Raw genomic sequence first — 17,674 nt, 5'->3', positions numbered from 1 at the left:
GAACGTAACAAACCGCACCTGAACGTGGGCACCATCGGTCACGTCGACCATGGCAAGACCACTCTGACCGCTGCGCTGACCAAGGTCTGTGCCGACACCTGGGGCGGTTCCGCTCGTGGTTTCGACCAGATCGACAACGCGCCGGAAGAAAAGGCTCGCGGTATCACCATCAACACCTCCCACGTTGAGTACGACTCGGCGATCCGTCACTACGCGCACGTCGACTGCCCCGGCCACGCCGACTACGTGAAGAACATGATCACCGGTGCTGCCCAGATGGACGGCGCGATCCTGGTTTGCTCGGCTGCTGACGGCCCCATGCCGCAGACCCGCGAGCACATCCTGCTGTCCCGCCAGGTGGGCGTTCCCTACATCGTCGTGTTCCTGAACAAGGCCGACATGGTTGACGACGCCGAGCTGCTGGAGCTGGTCGAGATGGAAGTTCGCGATCTGCTGAACACCTACGACTTCCCGGGCGACGACACCCCGATCGTGATCGGCTCCGCGCTGATGGCGCTGAACGGCAACGACGACAACGAAATGGGTACCTCTGCCGTGCGCAAGCTGGTCGAGACCCTGGACTCGTACATCCCCGAGCCCGAGCGTGCCATCGACAAGCCGTTCCTGATGCCGATCGAAGACGTGTTCTCGATCTCCGGTCGCGGCACCGTGGTAACCGGTCGTGTCGAGCGTGGCATCGTCCGCATCCAGGAAGAAGTCGAGATCGTGGGCATCAAGGCCACCGTCAAGACCACCTGCACCGGCGTTGAAATGTTCCGCAAGCTGCTGGACGAAGGCCGTGCTGGCGAGAACGTCGGCGTGCTGCTGCGTGGCACCAAGCGTGAAGACGTGGAGCGTGGCCAGGTTCTGGCCAAGCCGAACACCATCAAGCCGCACACCAAGTTCGAGTGCGAAGTGTACGTGCTGTCCAAGGAAGAAGGCGGTCGTCACACCCCGTTCTTCAAGGGCTACCGTCCGCAGTTCTACTTCCGCACCACCGACGTGACCGGTAACTGCGAGCTGCCGGAAGGCGTCGAGATGGTGATGCCGGGCGACAACATCAAGATGGTTGTCACCCTGATCGCTCCGATCGCGATGGAAGACGGCCTGCGTTTCGCCATCCGTGAAGGCGGTCGTACCGTCGGCGCCGGCGTGGTTGCCAAGATCATCGAGTAATCGATTGATCTTGGTCTGTCAGGCCGGCATAATGGTCGGCCTGATTCAAGTTACAGGCCAGTAGCTCAATTGGCAGAGCGGCGGTCTCCAAAACCGCAGGTTGGGGGTTCGATTCCCTCCTGGCCTGCCAGATTCCCATCTGGCACTCCTTACAGGATTCATGCAATGAGCATCAAGGCGGAAGCCAAAGAGTCGCGCTTCGATGCGCTGAAGTGGCTGGTGGTTGTCGTTCTGGTAGCGATCGGTGTTGTTGCCAATCACTACTTCGCTGCTCAGTCCATCCTGTATCGAGTGGTAGGTCTGTTGGTGCTGGCAGCTGTCGCTGCCTTTGTTGCCCTGCAGACCGCCAAGGGGCAAGCCTTCTTCGGCTTGCTGAAAGACGCCCGTACCGAGATTCGCAAGGTTGTCTGGCCTACCCGGCAAGAGACCACTCAGACCACGCTGATCGTGGTTGCCGTGGTGCTCGTGATGGCTTTGTTGTTGTGGGGGCTCGACTCCCTGCTCGGTTGGCTGGTTTCCACGATTGTTGGTTGAAAGGGTTCGCCGTGGCTAAGCGTTGGTACGTCGTGCATGCCTACTCGGGTTACGAGAAGCATGTCATGCGTTCGTTGATCGAGCGCGTCAAGCTGCACGAAATGGAAGACGAGTTCGGCGACATTCTCGTGCCCACCGAAGAAGTGGTGGAAATGCGCAATGGCCAGAAGCGCAAGAGCGAGCGTAAGTTTTTCCCGGGATACGTCCTGGTGCAGATGGAGATGAACGAAGGGACCTGGCACCTGGTCAAGGACACTCCTCGCGTCATGGGCTTCATCGGTGGTACCGCCGACAAGCCGGCACCCATCACTGATCGTGAGGCGGACGCGATTCTGCGTCGTGTCTCCGACAGCAGCGACAAGCCCAAGCCGAAGACCCTGTTCGAAGCAGGCGAGACGGTTCGGGTGGTGGACGGTCCGTTCGCCGACTTCAACGGCGTTGTCGAGGAAGTCAATTACGAAAAGAGCCGCATCCACGTGGCGGTACTGATCTTTGGTCGGTCGACCCCTGTGGAGCTCGAGTTCAGCCAGGTCGAAAAGGTCTAGGTTGTTCGCATCCCTCACCCCGTAGCCCAGGCTGCGGGGTTTTGTCGTCACTGGGATATAGCAAGTAATTGGGGAGCCCTGCGGGGCGTCGAACCCATCATTGGAGTAGCACATGGCTAAGAAAATTCAGGCTTACATCAAGCTGCAGGTTAAGGCCGCTCAAGCCAACCCGAGCCCGCCAGTCGGTCCGGCGCTGGGTCAGCACGGCGTCAACATCATGGAATTCTGCAAGGCGTTCAACGCCCGCACCCAGGGCATGGAGCCCGGTCTGCCCACCCCGGTGATCATCACCGTGTACAGCGACCGTAGCTTCACCTTCGAAATCAAGAGCACCCCGGCCTCCGTGCTGCTCAAGAAGGCTGCTGGCATCAAGAGCGGTTCCGCTCGTCCCAACAGCCAGAAGGTCGGTACCGTCACCCGCGCCCAGCTGGAAGAGATCGCCAAAGCCAAGAATGCCGATCTCACCGCCGCCGATATGGACGCCGCCGTGCGTACCATCGCCGGTTCCGCTCGTAGCATGGGTCTGAATGTGGAGGGCGTGTAATGGCCAAGCTCACTAAGCGTCAAAAGGCTTTCGCCGAAAAAATCCAGGCTGGCAAGCAGTACGGCTTCGAAGAAGCTGCAGCCCTGCTGGCCGAGCTGTCCACCATCAAGTTCAAGGAGTCCATCGACGTCTCCGTGAACCTGGGTGTGGATCCGCGTAAATCCGACCAGGTCGTTCGTGGCGCCACCGTGCTGCCCAACGGCACTGGCAAGTCGGTTCGCGTTGCCGTGTTCACCCAGGGTGCCAACGCCGAAGCTGCGCTGGCTGCCGGTGCCGAACGAGTCGGCATGGACGACCTGGCTGCCGAGATGAAGGGCGGCGACCTGAACTACGACGTGGTCATTGCCTCGCCGGACGCCATGCGCGTTGTCGGCCAGCTGGGTCAGCTGCTCGGCCCGCGCGGTCTGATGCCCAACCCCAAGGTTGGCACCGTGACCCCGGACGTCGCTACCGCCGTCAAGAATGCCAAGGCTGGTCAGGTACGTTTCCGTACCGACAAGAACGGCATCATCCACGCTTCCGTTGGCAAGATCGATTTCGAGCCCGTGAAGCTGAAGCAGAACGTTGAAGCTCTGCTGGCCGACCTGAAGCGCCTGAAGCCCTCGACCTCCAAGGGCATCTACGTCAAGCGCATCACCCTGAGCTCCACCATGGGCCCGGGTCTGCAGATCGACCAGGCTTCCCTGGAAGCCTAAGCAAGATACAAGTCGCCGTGCCTTCGGGCGCGGCGCCAAGATTGGGGTCCCTGCCTGGCGGGGGCTGTCCAAGACCGTAGGGGACGCAGGTCTTAAACCGGGGAAACCCCAGCCTACGCAGATGGTGCTCCCGATTCGGTTACCGAGTCAGACACCAAAACGCCGCCCAGTCCATCGGGCGAAACGGTAACATCCAGGAGTTAAACCCGTGGCAATCAAACTCGAAGACAAGAAGGCTATCGTCGCTGAAGTCAACGAGGCTGCCCAAGGTGCCCTGTCCGCTGTCGTGGCCGATGCCCGTGGCGTGACTGTGGGTGCCATGACCGGACTCCGTAAAGAGGCCCGCGCGGCTGGTGTCTATGTACGTGTCGTACGTAACACCCTGCTGCGTCGTGCCGTTGAAGGCACGTCTTTCGACGTTCTCAACGACACCTTCAAGGGCCCGACCCTGATCGCGTTTTCCCAGGAGCATCCGGGCGCTGCCGCCCGTATCTTCAAGGATTTCGCCAAGGGTCAGGACAAGTTCGAGATCAAGGCCGCCGCGTTCGAAGGCAAGCTCATCCCGGCTAACCAGATCGACGTACTGGCAACCCTGCCGACCTACGACGAAGCTGTGTCCCAGCTGATGAGTGTCATCCAGGGCGCTACCAGCAAGCTGGCTCGTACCCTCGCCGCCATTCGCGACCAAAAGGAAGCTGCCGCCGCCTAATCGTGCGTGCTGCGTTTCCTGCAAGTCTTTCTTATTATTTGCGGCCTGAAGCCGCACCCTGTTATAGGAATCTAGAGTCATGGCTCTGACCAACGAAGACATCATCAACGCCGTATCCGAAATGTCCGTCATGCAAGTGGTGGAACTGATCAAGGCGATGGAAGAGAAGTTCGGCGTGACCGCCGCTGCCGCCGCTGCCGCTGGCCCGGCTGCTGCCGCTGCCGTCGTCGAAGAGCAGACCGAATTCACCATCATGTTGACCGAAACCGGCGACAAGAAAGTGAACGTCATCAAGGTCGTTCGTGAACTGACCGGTCTGGGCCTGAAAGAAGCCAAGGCTGTCGTTGACGGCGCCCCGGGCGTGGTCAAGGAAGGCGTCTCCAAAGAGGAAGGCGAAGCTGCCAAGAAGGCTCTGGAAGAAGCAGGCGCCAAGGTCGAGCTCAAGTAAGTTCGGTTCTTGCGTCTACAGCCGCAACGTTTCACGTTCGGCTGATGGCTGGTGGCGAACGCCACCGGCCTTTTGCCGTTTTGTACAGAGCGAGCATATCCGCCTGACAAGATGCGCTGTATCCACCTCGCTCTCGGGGTGCGGCAAACCAAGGGTTTGCACGATTTTCCGGCTGCTCCCGTCGGAGAGGCCAAACAAGCTGGTGACCAAGCTGGGGAACGCTGATGGCTTACTCATACACTGAGAAAAAACGTATCCGCAAGGACTTTAGCAAGTTGCCGCACGTCATGGACGTGCCCTATTTGCTGGCTATCCAACTGGATTCGTACCGCGAATTCCTGCAGGCGGGCGCAGGCAAAGACCAGTTCCGCGATATCGGCCTGCATGCGGCCTTCAAGTCCGTTTTCCCGATTATCAGCTATTCCGGCAATGCGGCCCTGGAATACGTCGGCTATCGCCTGGGCGAGCCGGCTTTCGATGTGAAGGAATGCGTCCTGCGCGGCGTGACTTTCGCCGTCCCGCTGCGGGTCAAGGTTCGCCTGATCATTTTCGACCGCGAGTCGTCGAACAAGGCGATCAAGGACATCAAGGAGCAGGAAGTCTACATGGGGGAAATTCCCCTGATGACCGAGAACGGTACCTTCATCATCAATGGTACCGAGCGCGTCATCGTGTCCCAGCTGCACCGCAGCCCGGGCGTGTTCTTCGACCACGACCGCGGCAAGACCCACAGCTCGGGCAAGCTGCTGTATTCGGCACGCATCATTCCCTACCGCGGCTCCTGGCTCGATTTCGAATTCGATCCCAAGGACGCCGTGTTCGTGCGTATCGACCGTCGCCGCAAGCTGCCGGCCTCGGTACTGCTGCGCGCGCTCGGCTACAGCACCGAAGAGGTGCTGGATGCGTTTTATGACACCAACACCTTCCATATCAAGGGTGAGATGCTGACGTTCGAGCTGGTGCCCCAGCGCCTGCGCGGCGACATCGCCAGCTTCGACATCAAGGATGGCAGCGGCAAGGTGATCGTGGAGCAGGGCCGTCGGGTGACCGCTCGCCACATCAACCAGCTGGAGAAGTCCGGTCTGAGCGAGCTGGAAGTGCCCTTCGATTACGTCATTGGCCGTACCACCGCCAAGGCCGTCGTGCACCCGTCCACCGGCGAGATCATCGCCGAGTGCAACACCGAACTGACCCTGGACATGCTGGCCAAGATGGCCAAGGCCAATGTCGTGCAGTTCGAGACGCTGTACACCAACGACATCGACTGCGGTCCGTTCATCTCCGATACCCTGAAGATCGACTCCACCGGCAACCAGCTGGAAGCCCTGGTCGAGATCTACCGGATGATGCGTCCTGGCGAGCCGCCAACCAAGGAAGCTGCCGAGACCCTGTTCAACAACCTGTTCTTCAGCGCCGAGCGTTACGACCTGTCCGCCGTCGGCCGCATGAAGTTCAACCGCCGTATTGGTCGCGACGCCATCGAAGGCTCGGGTGTGCTGAGTCGCGAAGACATCGTCGACGTGCTCAAGACCCTGGTCGACATCCGTAACGGCAAGGGCATCGTCGACGACATCGACCACCTGGGTAACCGCCGTGTCCGCTGCGTCGGTGAAATGGCCGAAAACCAGTTCCGCGTAGGCCTGGTGCGGGTAGAGCGTGCCGTCAAGGAACGCCTGTCCATGGCCGAGAGCGAAGGCCTGATGCCGCAGGACCTGATTAACGCCAAGCCGGTGGCCGCCGCGATCAAGGAGTTCTTCGGTTCCAGCCAGCTGTCCCAGTTCATGGACCAGAACAACCCGCTGTCGGAAATCACCCACAAGCGCCGCGTCTCCGCACTCGGCCCGGGCGGTCTGACCCGTGAGCGTGCTGGCTTCGAAGTCCGAGACGTACACCCGACGCACTACGGCCGGGTCTGCCCGATCGAAACGCCGGAAGGTCCGAACATCGGCCTGATCAACTCCCTGGCTGCCTATGCCCGCACCAACCAGTACGGCTTCCTCGAGAGCCCGTACCGCATGGTCAAGGACGGCGTGGCCACCGACGAGATCGTCTTCCTGTCGGCCATCGAAGAAGCCAACCACGTGATCGCCCAGGCCTCCGCAGGACTGGATGAGAACAACCGGCTGATCGACGAGCTGGTAGCCGTGCGTCACCTGAACGAATTCACCGTCAAGGCGCCCGAAGACGTCACCTTGATGGACGTTTCGCCCAAGCAGGTAGTCTCCGTCGCCGCCTCGCTGATTCCGTTCCTCGAGCACGACGACGCCAACCGCGCGCTGATGGGTTCCAACATGCAGCGTCAGGCCGTGCCGACCCTGCGTTCGGACAAGCCGCTGGTCGGTACCGGCATGGAGCGCAACGTCGCCCGTGACTCCGGCGTCTGCGTCGTGGCCCGTCGTGGTGGCGTGATCGACTCCGTCGATGCCAGCCGTATCGTGGTGCGCGTCAACGATGACGAAGTCGAGACCGGTGAAGCCGGCGTCGACATCTACAACCTGACCAAGTACACCCGTTCCAACCAGAACACCTGCATCAACCAGCGTCCGCTGGTGAGCAAGGGTGATCAGGTGGCCAAGTTCGACATCCTGGCCGATGGCCCCTCGACCGACATGGGCGAGCTGGCACTGGGTCAGAACATGCGCGTGGCCTTCATGCCCTGGAACGGCTTCAACTTCGAAGACTCCATCTGTCTGTCGGAGCGCGTGGTCCAGGAAGATCGCTTCACCACCATCCACATCCAGGAACTGACCTGTGTGGCCCGTGACACCAAGCTCGGCCCGGAGGAGATCACCTCCGACATCCCGAACGTGGGTGAGGCTGCGCTGAACAAGCTGGACGAGGCCGGTATCGTCTACGTCGGTGCCGAAGTCGGTGCCGGCGACATCCTGGTCGGCAAGGTCACGCCCAAGGGCGAAACCCAGCTGACTCCGGAAGAGAAGCTGCTGCGCGCCATCTTCGGCGAGAAGGCCAGCGACGTGAAGGACACCTCCCTGCGTGTGCCCACCGGCACCAAGGGTACCGTCATCGACGTCCAGGTCTTTACCCGTGACGGCGTCGAGCGCGACTCCCGCGCCCTGGCCATCGAGAAGTCCCAGCTCGACGAGATCCGCAAGGATCTGAACGAAGAGTTCCGCATCGTCGAAGGCGCGACCTTCGAGCGTCTGCGTCAGGCCCTGGTCGGTCAGGTCGCCGAAGGCGGCCCGGCGGTCAAGAAGGGTGCCGTCATCACCGACGAGTACCTGAACGGCCTCGAGCGCGGTCAGTGGTTCAAGCTGCGCATGGCGGAAGATGCTCACAACGAGCAGCTGGAAAAAGCTCAGGCCTACCTGTCCGACCGTCGCCAGCTGCTGGATGACAAGTTCGAAGACAAGAAGCGCAAGCTGCAGCAGGGCGATGACCTGGCTCCGGGCGTGCTGAAGATCGTCAAGGTCTACCTCGCCATCAAGCGCCGCATCCAGCCGGGCGACAAGATGGCCGGTCGTCACGGTAACAAGGGTGTGGTCTCGGTGATCATGCCGGTCGAAGACATGCCCTACGACGCCAACGGCACGCCGGTGGACATCGTGCTGAACCCGCTGGGCGTACCTTCGCGGATGAACGTCGGTCAGATCCTCGAAACCCACCTGGGCCTCGCGGCCAAGGGCCTGGGCGAGAAGATCAACGTGATGATCGAAGAGCAGCGCAAGGTTGCCGAACTGCGCAGCTTCCTGCACGAGATCTACAACGAGATCGGTGGCCGTCAGGAGAAGCTCGACGACCTGAGCGATCAGGAAGTCCTCGACCTGGCGAAGAACCTGCGCGGCGGTGTTCCCATGGCCACGCCGGTGTTCGACGGTGCCAAGGAAAGCGAGATCAAGGCTATGCTGAAGCTGGCCGATCTGCCGGAGAGCGGCCAGATGCGTCTGTACGACGGCCGCACCGGCAATGCCTTCGAGCGCACCACCACCGTCGGCTACATGTACATGCTCAAGCTGAACCACCTGGTGGACGACAAGATGCACGCCCGTTCCACCGGTTCCTACAGCCTGGTTACCCAGCAGCCGCTGGGTGGTAAGGCGCAGTTCGGTGGTCAGCGTTTCGGGGAGATGGAGGTCTGGGCACTGGAGGCCTATGGCGCGGCTTACACCCTGCAGGAAATGCTGACGGTGAAGTCGGACGATGTGAACGGCCGGACCAAGATGTACAAGAACATCGTGGACGGGGATCACCGCATGGAGGCCGGCATGCCCGAGTCCTTCAACGTACTGATCAAGGAAATCCGCTCGCTCGGCATCGATATCGAACTGGAAACCGAATAACACGAGACCCTAGAGGAGGCGACCGCGCGGCGGTCGCCTCCGGTCCGTGAGGAGGAAAGGCCTTGAAAGACTTGCTCAATCTGTTGAAAAACCAGGGTCAACTCGAGGAGTTCGATGCCATCCGTATCGGTCTGGCCTCGCCCGAGATGATTCGTTCCTGGTCGTTCGGTGAAGTGAAGAAGCCGGAGACCATCAACTACCGTACCTTCAAGCCCGAGCGCGATGGTCTGTTCTGCGCCAAGATCTTTGGCCCGGTCAAGGACTACGAGTGCCTGTGCGGAAAGTACAAGCGCCTCAAGCACCGCGGCGTGATCTGCGAGAAGTGCGGCGTGGAAGTCGCCCTGGCCAAGGTGCGCCGCGAGCGCATGGGTCACATCGAGCTGGCTTCGCCCGTCGCCCACATCTGGTTCCTGAAGTCGCTGCCGTCGCGTATCGGCCTGCTGCTGGACATGACCCTGCGTGACATCGAGCGCGTGCTCTATTTCGAGAGCTACGTGGTGATCGATCCGGGCATGACCACCCTCGAGAAGTACCAGCTGCTGAACGACGAGCAGTACTTCGAGGCACTGGAAGAGTTCGGTGACGACTTCGACGCCCGCATGGGTGCGGAAGCCGTGTTCCAGCTGCTCGGCGCCATTGATCTGGAGCACGAGATCGGCCGCCTGCGCGAAGAGATTCCGCAGACCAACTCCGAGACCAAGATCAAGAAGCTGTCCAAGCGCCTGAAGCTGATGGAAGCCTTCCAGGGCTCCGGCAACAAGCCGGAGTGGATGGTCATGACCGTGCTGCCCGTGCTGCCGCCGGACCTGCGTCCGCTGGTACCGCTGGATGGCGGCCGCTTCGCGACCTCCGACCTGAACGACCTCTATCGTCGCGTCATCAACCGGAACAACCGCCTCAAGCGGCTGCTCGACCTCGCCGCGCCCGACATCATTGTGCGCAACGAGAAGCGCATGCTGCAGGAAGCTGTTGACGCCCTGCTGGACAACGGCCGTCGCGGCCGTGCCATCACCGGTTCCAACAAGCGCCCGCTGAAGTCCCTGGCCGACATGATCAAGGGCAAGCAGGGTCGCTTCCGTCAGAACCTGCTGGGCAAGCGCGTCGACTACTCCGGTCGTTCCGTGATCACCGTGGGCCCGACCCTGCGTCTGCACCAGTGCGGTCTGCCCAAGAAGATGGCGCTGGAGCTGTTCAAGCCCTTCATCTTCGGCAAGCTGGAAGCCCGTGGCATGGCGACCACCATCAAGGCCGCCAAGAAGATGGTCGAGCGCGAACTGCCCGAGGTCTGGGACGTTCTCGCCGAAGTCATCCGCGAACACCCCGTGCTGCTCAACCGCGCCCCGACCCTGCACCGTCTGGGTATCCAGGCGTTCGAGCCGGTCCTCATCGAAGGCAAGGCCATCCAGCTGCACCCGCTGGTCTGCGCCGCGTACAACGCCGACTTCGACGGTGACCAGATGGCCGTGCACGTGCCGCTGACGCTGGAAGCCCAGCTGGAAGCGCGCGCCCTGATGATGTCGACCAACAACATCCTGTCGCCCGCCAACGGCGAGCCGATCATCGTGCCGTCGCAGGACGTGGTGCTGGGTCTGTACTACATGACCCGTGAAGCCATCAACGCCAAGGGCGAAGGCCGCGTGTTCGCCGACCTGCAGGAAGTCGATCGCGTCTTCCGTGCCGGCGAAGCCGCCCTGCATGCCAAGGTCAAGGTGCGCATCAACGAGACCATCCGTCACAAGGACGGCAGCTTGACCAAGAACACCCGCATCGTCGACACCACCGTCGGCCGCGCGCTGCTGTTCCAGGTCGTGCCTGCCGGCCTGCCGTACGACGTGGTCAACCAGTCGATGAAGAAGAAGGCCATCTCCAAGCTGATCAACCACTGCTACCGCGTGGTGGGTCTCAAGGACACCGTCATCTTCGCCGACCAGCTGATGTACACCGGCTTCGCCTATTCGACCCTGTCCGGCGTCTCAATCGGCGTGAACGACTTCGTCATTCCGGATGAGAAGGCGCGCATCATCGATGCCGCCACCGCCGAGGTGAAGGAGATCGAGAGCCAGTACGCCTCCGGCCTGGTAACCCAGGGCGAGAAGTACAACAAGGTGATCGACCTCTGGTCGAAGGCCAACGACGAAGTGTCCAAGGCGATGATGACCAATCTCTCGAAAGAGAAGGTCATCGACCGCGAGGGCAAGGAAGTCGACCAGGAGTCCTTCAACTCCATGTACATGATGGCCGATTCCGGCGCCCGGGGTTCCGCGGCCCAGATTCGTCAGCTCGCCGGCATGCGTGGCCTGATGGCCAAGCCGGACGGCTCCATCATCGAGACGCCCATCACCGCCAACTTCCGTGAAGGCCTGAACGTACTCCAGTACTTCATCTCCACCCACGGTGCCCGTAAGGGTCTGGCGGATACCGCACTGAAGACCGCGAACTCCGGTTACCTGACCCGTCGTCTCGTCGACGTGGCCCAGGATCTGGTGGTGACCGAAGTCGATTGCGGTACCGAACGCGGCCTGATCATGACGCCGCACATCGAAGGCGGCGACGTGGTCGAGCCCCTGGGCGAGCGCGTTCTGGGTCGAGTCATCGCCCGTGACGTGCCCAAGCCGGGTACCGACGAGATCATCGTGCCGGCCGGCACCCTGGTCGACGAGCGCTGGGTCGAGTTCCTCGAGCTCAACAGCGTCGACGAAGTCGTGGTGCGTTCGCCGATCACCTGCGAAACCCGTCATGGCATCTGCGCCAAGTGCTACGGTCGCGATCTGGCTCGCGGTCACCAGGTCAACATCGGTGAAGCGGTCGGCGTCATCGCCGCCCAGTCCATCGGTGAGCCGGGTACCCAGCTGACCATGCGTACCTTCCACATTGGCGGTGCGGCCAGCCGGACCTCCGCGGCCGACAGCGTCCAGGTCAAGAACGGCGGTGCCATCCGTCTGCACAACCTGAAGCACGTCGAACGTGCCGATGGCGCCCTGGTTGCCGTGTCCCGTTCTGGTGAGCTGGCCATCGCCGACGACTTCGGTCGTGAGCGCGAGCGCTACAAGCTGCCCTACGGTGCGGTGATCTCGGTCAAGGAAGGCGACAAGGTCGACGCTGGCGCCATCGTCGCCAAGTGGGACCCGCACACCCACCCCATCGTCACCGAGATGGACGGTACCGTGGCCTTCGTCGGCATGGAGGAGGGCATCACCATCAAACGCCAGACCGACGAACTGACCGGTCTGACCAACATCGAGGTGCTCGACGCCAAGGATCGCCCGACTTCCGGCAAGGACATCCGTCCGGCGGTCAAGCTGATCGACGCCAACGGCAAGGACCTGCTGCTGCCGGGTACCGACGTACCGGCCCAGTACTTCCTGCCGCCGAACGCGCTGGTCAACCTGAGCGACGGTGCCAAGGTGCATGTGGGTGACGTTATCGCCCGTATCCCCCAGGAAACCTCCAAGACCCGCGACATCACCGGTGGTCTGCCCCGCGTGGCCGACCTCTTCGAAGCGCGTCGTCCCAAGGAGCCGGCAATCCTGGCGGAGATCAGCGGTACCATCTCCTTCGGCAAGGAAACCAAGGGCAAGCGTCGTCTGGTCATCACCCCGACCGATGGCACCGACCCCTACGAGGAGCTGATTCCGAAGTGGCGTCACCTGAACGTCTTCGAAGGCGAACAGGTAAGCCGCGGCGAAGTCATCTCCGATGGTCCGAGCAACCCGCACGATATCCTGCGTCTGCTGGGTGTCAGCGCGCTGGCCAAGTACATCGTCAACGAGATCCAGGACGTGTACCGCCTGCAGGGCGTGAAGATCAACGACAAGCACATCGAGACCATCCTGCGGCAGATGCTGCGCAAGGTCGAAGTGAGCGACACCGGCGACTCGAGCTTCATCAAGGGCGATCAGGTCGAACTGACCCACGTCCTGGAAGAGAACGAGCAGCTGGTCGGCAATGATCGTTTCGTCGCCAAGTACGAGCGCGTCCTGCTGGGTATCACCAAGGCTTCGCTGTCCACCGAGTCCTTCATCTCGGCCGCTTCCTTCCAGGAGACCACCCGTGTCCTGACCGAAGCCGCCGTGACCGGCAAGCGCGACTTCCTGCGCGGCCTGAAGGAAAACGTGGTGGTGGGCCGCCTGATCCCGGCCGGTACCGGTCTGGCGTACCACAGCGAGCGCAAGCGTCAGCGCGAACTCGGCAAGCCGCAGCGCGTGAGCGCCAGCGAGGCCGAAGCCGCCCTGACCGAAGCGCTGAACTCCAGCGCCAGCTGAGTTCGGTAGCAGGTCCCGCTTGACAAAGCCCCCGGCGCCCTAGGCGTCCGGGGGCTTTGTCTTGACTGGGGCGCCCAAGCTCTTTAGACTTTCGTTCCCCGAAAATGGGCAGGACTGACGTTCTGCTATTTCGTTTATGTCGCAAGACAATCAGTGGAGCTATAGATGGCAACTATCAACCAGCTGGTGCGTAGTGCACGCAAGCGTATCGTCGAGAAATCCGACGTGCCTGCGCTGCAAAACTGCCCGCAACGTCGTGGCGTGTGCACCCGCGTGTACACCACCACTCCCAAGAAGCCCAACTCCGCACTGCGGAAGGTCTGCCGTGTACGTCTGACCAACGGCTTCGAAGTCACCTCCTACATCGGTGGTGAAGGTCACAACCTGCAGGAACACAGCGTCGTGCTGATCCGCGGTGGCCGGGTCAAGGATCTGCCGGGTGTGCGTTATCACACCGTGCGCGGCTCGCTGGACACCACCGGTGTGAAGGACCGCAAGCAGGGCCGTTCCAAGTACGGCACCAAGCGTCCGAAGTAACCACCTTTCTTTTTGTTCGAGTCGATAAGAGTAAGGTCGGGCAACGAGTCCCGAGCTAACCTGAAGACCGTTTTGAGGGCTTATCAATGCCAAGACGTCGTGTAGCGGCCAAGCGCGAAATACTTGACGATCCGAAATACGGAAGCCAGATCCTGGCCAAGTTCATGAACCACGTGATGGAGAGCGGCAAGAAAGCCGTCGCCGAGCGTATCGTTTATGGTGCTCTGGACAAGGTCAAAGAGCGTTCCAAGAATGCCGAACCCCTGGAAGTTTTCGAAAAAGCGCTCGACGCCATCGCTCCGCTGGTCGAAGTGAAGTCCCGCCGTGTCGGCGGTGCTACCTACCAGGTGCCGGTTGAGGTTCGTCCTTCCCGTCGTAATGCCCTGGCCATGCGCTGGCTGGTGGACTCCGCGCGCAAGCGTGGTGAGAAGTCCATGGCTCTGCGCCTGGCGGGTGAACTCATGGACGCTTTTGAAGGCAAGGGTGCCGCAGTCAAGAAGCGCGAAGACGTGCATCGCATGGCAGAAGCCAACAAGGCCTTCTCGCACTACCGCTTCTAAGCCTAGCGCTTCCAATCAAGCGAGGACCTTATGGCTCGTACAACCGCTATTAACCGCTATCGGAACATCGGTATCTGCGCCCACGTGGACGCAGGTAAGACGACTACTACCGAGCGGATTCTGTTCTATACCGGCGTGAACCACAAAATGGGTGAGGTTCACGACGGCGCTGCGACCATGGACTGGATGGTGCAGGAGCAGGAGCGTGGTATTACCATCACCTCCGCTGCCACCACCGCGTTCTGGTCCGGTTCGACCAAGCAGTACGACAAGTACCGCGTAAACATCATCGATACCCCCGGCCACGTGGACTTCACCATTGAGGTGGAGCGTTCCCTGCGCGTGCTGGACGGTGCGGTCGTGGTGTTCTGCGGTACCTCCGGTGTCGAGCCCCAGTCCGAAACCGTATGGCGTCAGGCCAACAAGTACGGCGTCCCGCGCATCGTCTACGTCAACAAGATGGACCGTGCCGGTGCCAACTTCCTGCGCGTCGTCGAGCAGATCAAGAAGCGCCTGGGCCACACTCCGGTCCCGGTTCAGCTGGCCATCGGCGCGGAAGAGAACTTCCTGGGCCAGATCGACCTGCTGAAGATGAAGGCCATCTTCTGGAACGATGACGACCAGGGCATGACCTACCGCGAGGAAGACATTCCTGCGGACATGCTGGCCGATGCCGAGCAGTGGCGCTCCAACATGGTCGAGGCTGCGGCCGAAGCCAACGAAGAGCTGATGAACAAGTACCTGGAAGGCGGCGAGCTGTCGATCGACGAGATCAAGGCCGGCCTGCGTCAGCGTACCATCGCCTGCGAAATCGTCCCGGCCGTTTGCGGTTCCTCGTTCAAGAACAAGGGCGTGCCCCTGGTTCTGGACGCCGTGATCGACTTCCTGCCGGCGCCGGTCGAGATTCCCGCGATCAAGGGTACCAACCCGGACAACGAGGAAATCCACGACGAGCGTCACGCGGACGATAACGAGCCCTTCTCGGCTCTGGCGTTCAAGATCGCTACCGACCCCTTCGTGGGTACCTTGACCTTCGCCCGCGTCTACTCGGGTGTACTGAGCTCCGGTGACTCCGTCATCAACTCGGTGAAGGGCAAGAAGGAGCGCGTCGGCCGTATGGTGCAGATGCACGCCAACACCCGTGAAGAGATCAAGGAAGTTCGTGCTGGCGATATCGCCGCCCTGATCGGCATGAAGGACGTCACCACTGGTGACACCCTGTGCTCGATCGAGAAGCCGATCATCCTCGAGCGCATGGACTTCCCGGAGCCGGTGATCTCGGTGGCCGTCGAGCCGAAGACCAAGGCCGACCAGGAAAAGATGGGCATCGCACTGGGCAAGCTGGCCCAGGAAGATCCCTCGTTCCGCGTCAAGACCGACGAAGAGTCCGGTCAGACCATCATCTCCGGCATGGGCGAGCTGCACCTGGACATCCTGGTGGACCGCATGAAGCGCGAATTCGGCGTGGAAGCGAACATCGGTAAGCCTCAGGTCGCCTACCGTGAAACCATCCGCAACACCTGCGAGATCGAAGGCAAGTTCGTTCGCCAGTCGGGTGGTCGTGGCCAGTTCGGTCACTGCTGGATTCGCTTCGCGCCGGCCGACGAAGGTCAGGAAGGTCTGGAGTTCGTCAGCGAAGTCGTGGGCGGTGTGATTCCGAAGGAATACATCCCGGCGATCCAGAAGGGCATCGAAGAGCAGATGAAGAACGGCATCGTTGCCGGCTATCCGCTGCTCGGCCTGAAGGCCGCTGTGTTCGACGGTTCCTACCACGACGTCGACTCCAACGAGATGGCGTTCAAGATCGCTGCCTCCATGGCGACCAAGCAGCTCACCCAGAAGGGTGGTGCCGTGCTGCTCGAGCCGATCATGAAGGTCGAGGTCGTGACCCCGGAAGACTACATGGGCGACGTCATGGGCGACCTGAATCGTCGTCGTGGCCTGATCCAGGGTATGGAAGACACCGTGACCGGCAAGGTCATCCGTGCCGAGGTTCCGCTGGGCGAGATGTTTGGCTACGCTACGGATGTCCGCTCCATGTCTCAGGGTCGCGCAAGCTACTCCATGGAGTTCTCCAAGTACGCCGAAGCTCCGTCGAACATCGCCGAAGCCATCATCAAGAAACAAGCTTAATCAGCGCTTTGACTAGAGGTTTTATCTCGTGGCTAAAGAAAAATTCGAACGTAACAAACCGCACCTGAACGTGGGCACCATCGGTCACGTCGACCATGGCAAGACCACTCTGACCGCTGCGCTGACCAAGGTCTGTGCCGACACCTGGGGCGGTTCCGCTCGTGGTTTCGACCAGATCGACAACGCGCCGGAAGAAAAGGCTCGCGGTATCACCATCAACACCTCCCACGTTGAGTACGACTCGGCGATCCGTCACTACGCGCACGTCGACTGCCCCGGCCACGCCGACTACGTGAAGAACATGATCACCGGTGCTGCCCAGATGGACGGCGCGATCCTGGTTTGCTCGGCTGCTGACGGCCCCATGCCGCAGACCCGCGAGCACATCCTGCTGTCCCGCCAGGTGGGCGTTCCCTACATCGTCGTGTTCCTGAACAAGGCCGACATGGTTGACGACGCCGAGCTGCTGGAGCTGGTCGAGATGGAAGTTCGCGATCTGCTGAACACCTACGACTTCCCGGGCGACGACACCCCGATCGTGATCGGCTCCGCGCTGATGGCGCTGAACGGCAACGACGACAACGAAATGGGTACCTCTGCCGTGCGCAAGCTGGTCGAGACCCTGGACTCGTACATCCCCGAGCCCGAGCGTGCCATCGACAAGCCGTTCCTGATGCCGATCGAAGACGTGTTCTCGATCTCCGGTCGCGGCACCGTGGTAACCGGTCGTGTCGAGCGTGGCATCGTCCGCATCCAGGAAGAAGTCGAGATCGTGGGCATCAAGGCCACCGTCAAGACCACCTGCACCGGCGTTGAAATGTTCCGCAAGCTGCTGGACGAAGGCCGTGCTGGCGAGAACGTCGGCGTGCTGCTGCGTGGCACCAAGCGTGAAGACGTGGAGCGTGGCCAGGTTCTGGCCAAGCCGAACACCATCAAGCCGCACACCAAGTTCGAGTGCGAAGTGTACGTGCTGTCCAAGGAAGAAGGCGGTCGTCACACCCCGTTCTTCAAGGGCTACCGTCCGCAGTTCTACTTCCGCACCACCGACGTGACCGGTAACTGCGAGCTGCCGGAAGGCGTCGAGATGGTGATGCCGGGCGACAACATCAAGATGGTTGTCACCCTGATCGCTCCGATCGCGATGGAAGACGGCCTGCGTTTCGCCATCCGTGAAGGCGGTCGTACCGTCGGCGCCGGCGTGGTTGCCAAGATCATCGAGTAATCGATTGATCT

13 protein-coding genes and 1 tRNA gene are annotated in these 17,674 nt (G+C 61.4%); all 14 read left to right on the top strand.

Features of this window, described 5'->3' with window-relative positions:
- The coding region (tuf, locus tag PVZ77_RS13460; protein WP_273806711.1) for an elongation factor Tu at positions 1-1,176 on the top strand (1,176 nt) is incomplete at its 5' end.
- Between the two features lie 54 nt (positions 1,177-1,230).
- Positions 1,231-1,306 (top strand) — tRNA-Trp (locus PVZ77_RS13455).
- Between the two features lie 35 nt (positions 1,307-1,341).
- Positions 1,342-1,710 (top strand): preprotein translocase subunit SecE, encoded by a 369-nt coding sequence (gene secE, locus PVZ77_RS13450; protein ID WP_183634094.1) that lies wholly within the window; start codon positions 1,342-1,344, stop codon positions 1,708-1,710.
- Between the two features lie 11 nt (positions 1,711-1,721).
- The gene (gene nusG / locus PVZ77_RS13445; protein WP_026083932.1) at positions 1,722-2,255 is read left to right on the top strand and encodes a transcription termination/antitermination protein NusG; all 534 of its coding nucleotides are present in this window, start codon (positions 1,722-1,724) and stop codon (positions 2,253-2,255) included.
- 112 nt (positions 2,256-2,367) lie between these two features.
- On the top strand, positions 2,368-2,799 hold the full coding sequence (gene rplK / locus PVZ77_RS13440; RefSeq protein ID WP_133860554.1) for a 50S ribosomal protein L11: 432 nt from the start codon (positions 2,368-2,370) through the stop codon (positions 2,797-2,799).
- Positions 2,799-3,494 carry a 50S ribosomal protein L1 gene (gene rplA / locus PVZ77_RS13435; RefSeq protein ID WP_133860555.1) on the top strand — a complete coding sequence of 232 codons (696 nt, stop codon included), beginning with the start codon at positions 2,799-2,801 and terminating at the stop codon, positions 3,492-3,494. Before rplK ends, rplA begins: the two co-directional genes overlap by 1 nt.
- Positions 3,495-3,702: 208 nt before the next feature.
- Positions 3,703-4,203 carry a 50S ribosomal protein L10 gene (gene rplJ, locus PVZ77_RS13430; protein ID WP_017641868.1) on the top strand — a complete coding sequence of 167 codons (501 nt, stop codon included), beginning with the start codon at positions 3,703-3,705 and terminating at the stop codon, positions 4,201-4,203.
- A 79-nt stretch (positions 4,204-4,282) separates the two neighbouring features.
- On the top strand, positions 4,283-4,651 hold the full coding sequence (rplL, locus tag PVZ77_RS13425; protein WP_059316466.1) for a 50S ribosomal protein L7/L12: 369 nt from the start codon (positions 4,283-4,285) through the stop codon (positions 4,649-4,651).
- A 224-nt stretch (positions 4,652-4,875) separates the two neighbouring features.
- Positions 4,876-8,949, top strand: coding sequence for a DNA-directed RNA polymerase subunit beta (gene rpoB, locus PVZ77_RS13420; RefSeq protein ID WP_273806961.1), 4,074 nt, complete (start codon positions 4,876-4,878; stop codon positions 8,947-8,949).
- 62 nt (positions 8,950-9,011) lie between these two features.
- Positions 9,012-13,211, top strand: a complete 4,200-nt coding sequence (rpoC, locus tag PVZ77_RS13415) for a DNA-directed RNA polymerase subunit beta' (protein WP_133860557.1) — start codon at positions 9,012-9,014, stop codon at positions 13,209-13,211.
- Between the two features lie 165 nt (positions 13,212-13,376).
- Positions 13,377-13,748 carry a 30S ribosomal protein S12 gene (gene rpsL / locus PVZ77_RS13410; protein WP_007163089.1) on the top strand — a complete coding sequence of 124 codons (372 nt, stop codon included), beginning with the start codon at positions 13,377-13,379 and terminating at the stop codon, positions 13,746-13,748.
- 86 nt (positions 13,749-13,834) lie between these two features.
- On the top strand, positions 13,835-14,308 hold the full coding sequence (gene rpsG, locus PVZ77_RS13405) for a 30S ribosomal protein S7 (protein WP_007163088.1): 474 nt from the start codon (positions 13,835-13,837) through the stop codon (positions 14,306-14,308).
- A gap of 30 nt (positions 14,309-14,338) precedes the next feature.
- The gene (fusA, locus tag PVZ77_RS13400; protein ID WP_133860558.1) at positions 14,339-16,441 is read left to right on the top strand and encodes an elongation factor G; all 2,103 of its coding nucleotides are present in this window, start codon (positions 14,339-14,341) and stop codon (positions 16,439-16,441) included.
- A gap of 28 nt (positions 16,442-16,469) precedes the next feature.
- A complete protein-coding gene (gene tuf / locus PVZ77_RS13395) occupies positions 16,470-17,663 on the top strand; it encodes an elongation factor Tu (RefSeq protein WP_133860552.1) in 1,194 nt (397 codons plus the stop codon).
- Positions 17,664-17,674: the final 11 nt, after the last annotated feature.

Source organism: Pseudomonas sp. SHLD1 (assembly GCF_028640935.1).
GTDB lineage: Bacteria > Pseudomonadota > Gammaproteobacteria > Pseudomonadales > Pseudomonadaceae > Chryseomonas > Chryseomonas aestiva.
This window is presented reverse-complemented; position numbering and strand designations above follow the sequence as displayed.

What these genes read in the sequence shown, in the direction of transcription:
- rpsL (WP_007163089.1), top strand. Translation starts at nt 13,377, where the DNA reads ATGGCAACTATCAACCAGCTGGTGCGTAGTGCACGCAAGCGTATCGTC.
- rplK (WP_133860554.1), top strand. Translation starts at nt 2,368, where the DNA reads ATGGCTAAGAAAATTCAGGCTTACATCAAGCTGCAGGTTAAGGCCGCT.
- secE (WP_183634094.1), top strand. Translation starts at nt 1,342, where the DNA reads ATGAGCATCAAGGCGGAAGCCAAAGAGTCGCGCTTCGATGCGCTGAAG.
- rpsG (WP_007163088.1), top strand. Translation starts at nt 13,835, where the DNA reads ATGCCAAGACGTCGTGTAGCGGCCAAGCGCGAAATACTTGACGATCCG.
- rplL (WP_059316466.1), top strand. Translation starts at nt 4,283, where the DNA reads ATGGCTCTGACCAACGAAGACATCATCAACGCCGTATCCGAAATGTCC.
- rplA (WP_133860555.1), top strand. Translation starts at nt 2,799, where the DNA reads ATGGCCAAGCTCACTAAGCGTCAAAAGGCTTTCGCCGAAAAAATCCAG.
- fusA (WP_133860558.1), top strand. Translation starts at nt 14,339, where the DNA reads ATGGCTCGTACAACCGCTATTAACCGCTATCGGAACATCGGTATCTGC.
- rpoB (WP_273806961.1), top strand. Translation starts at nt 4,876, where the DNA reads ATGGCTTACTCATACACTGAGAAAAAACGTATCCGCAAGGACTTTAGC.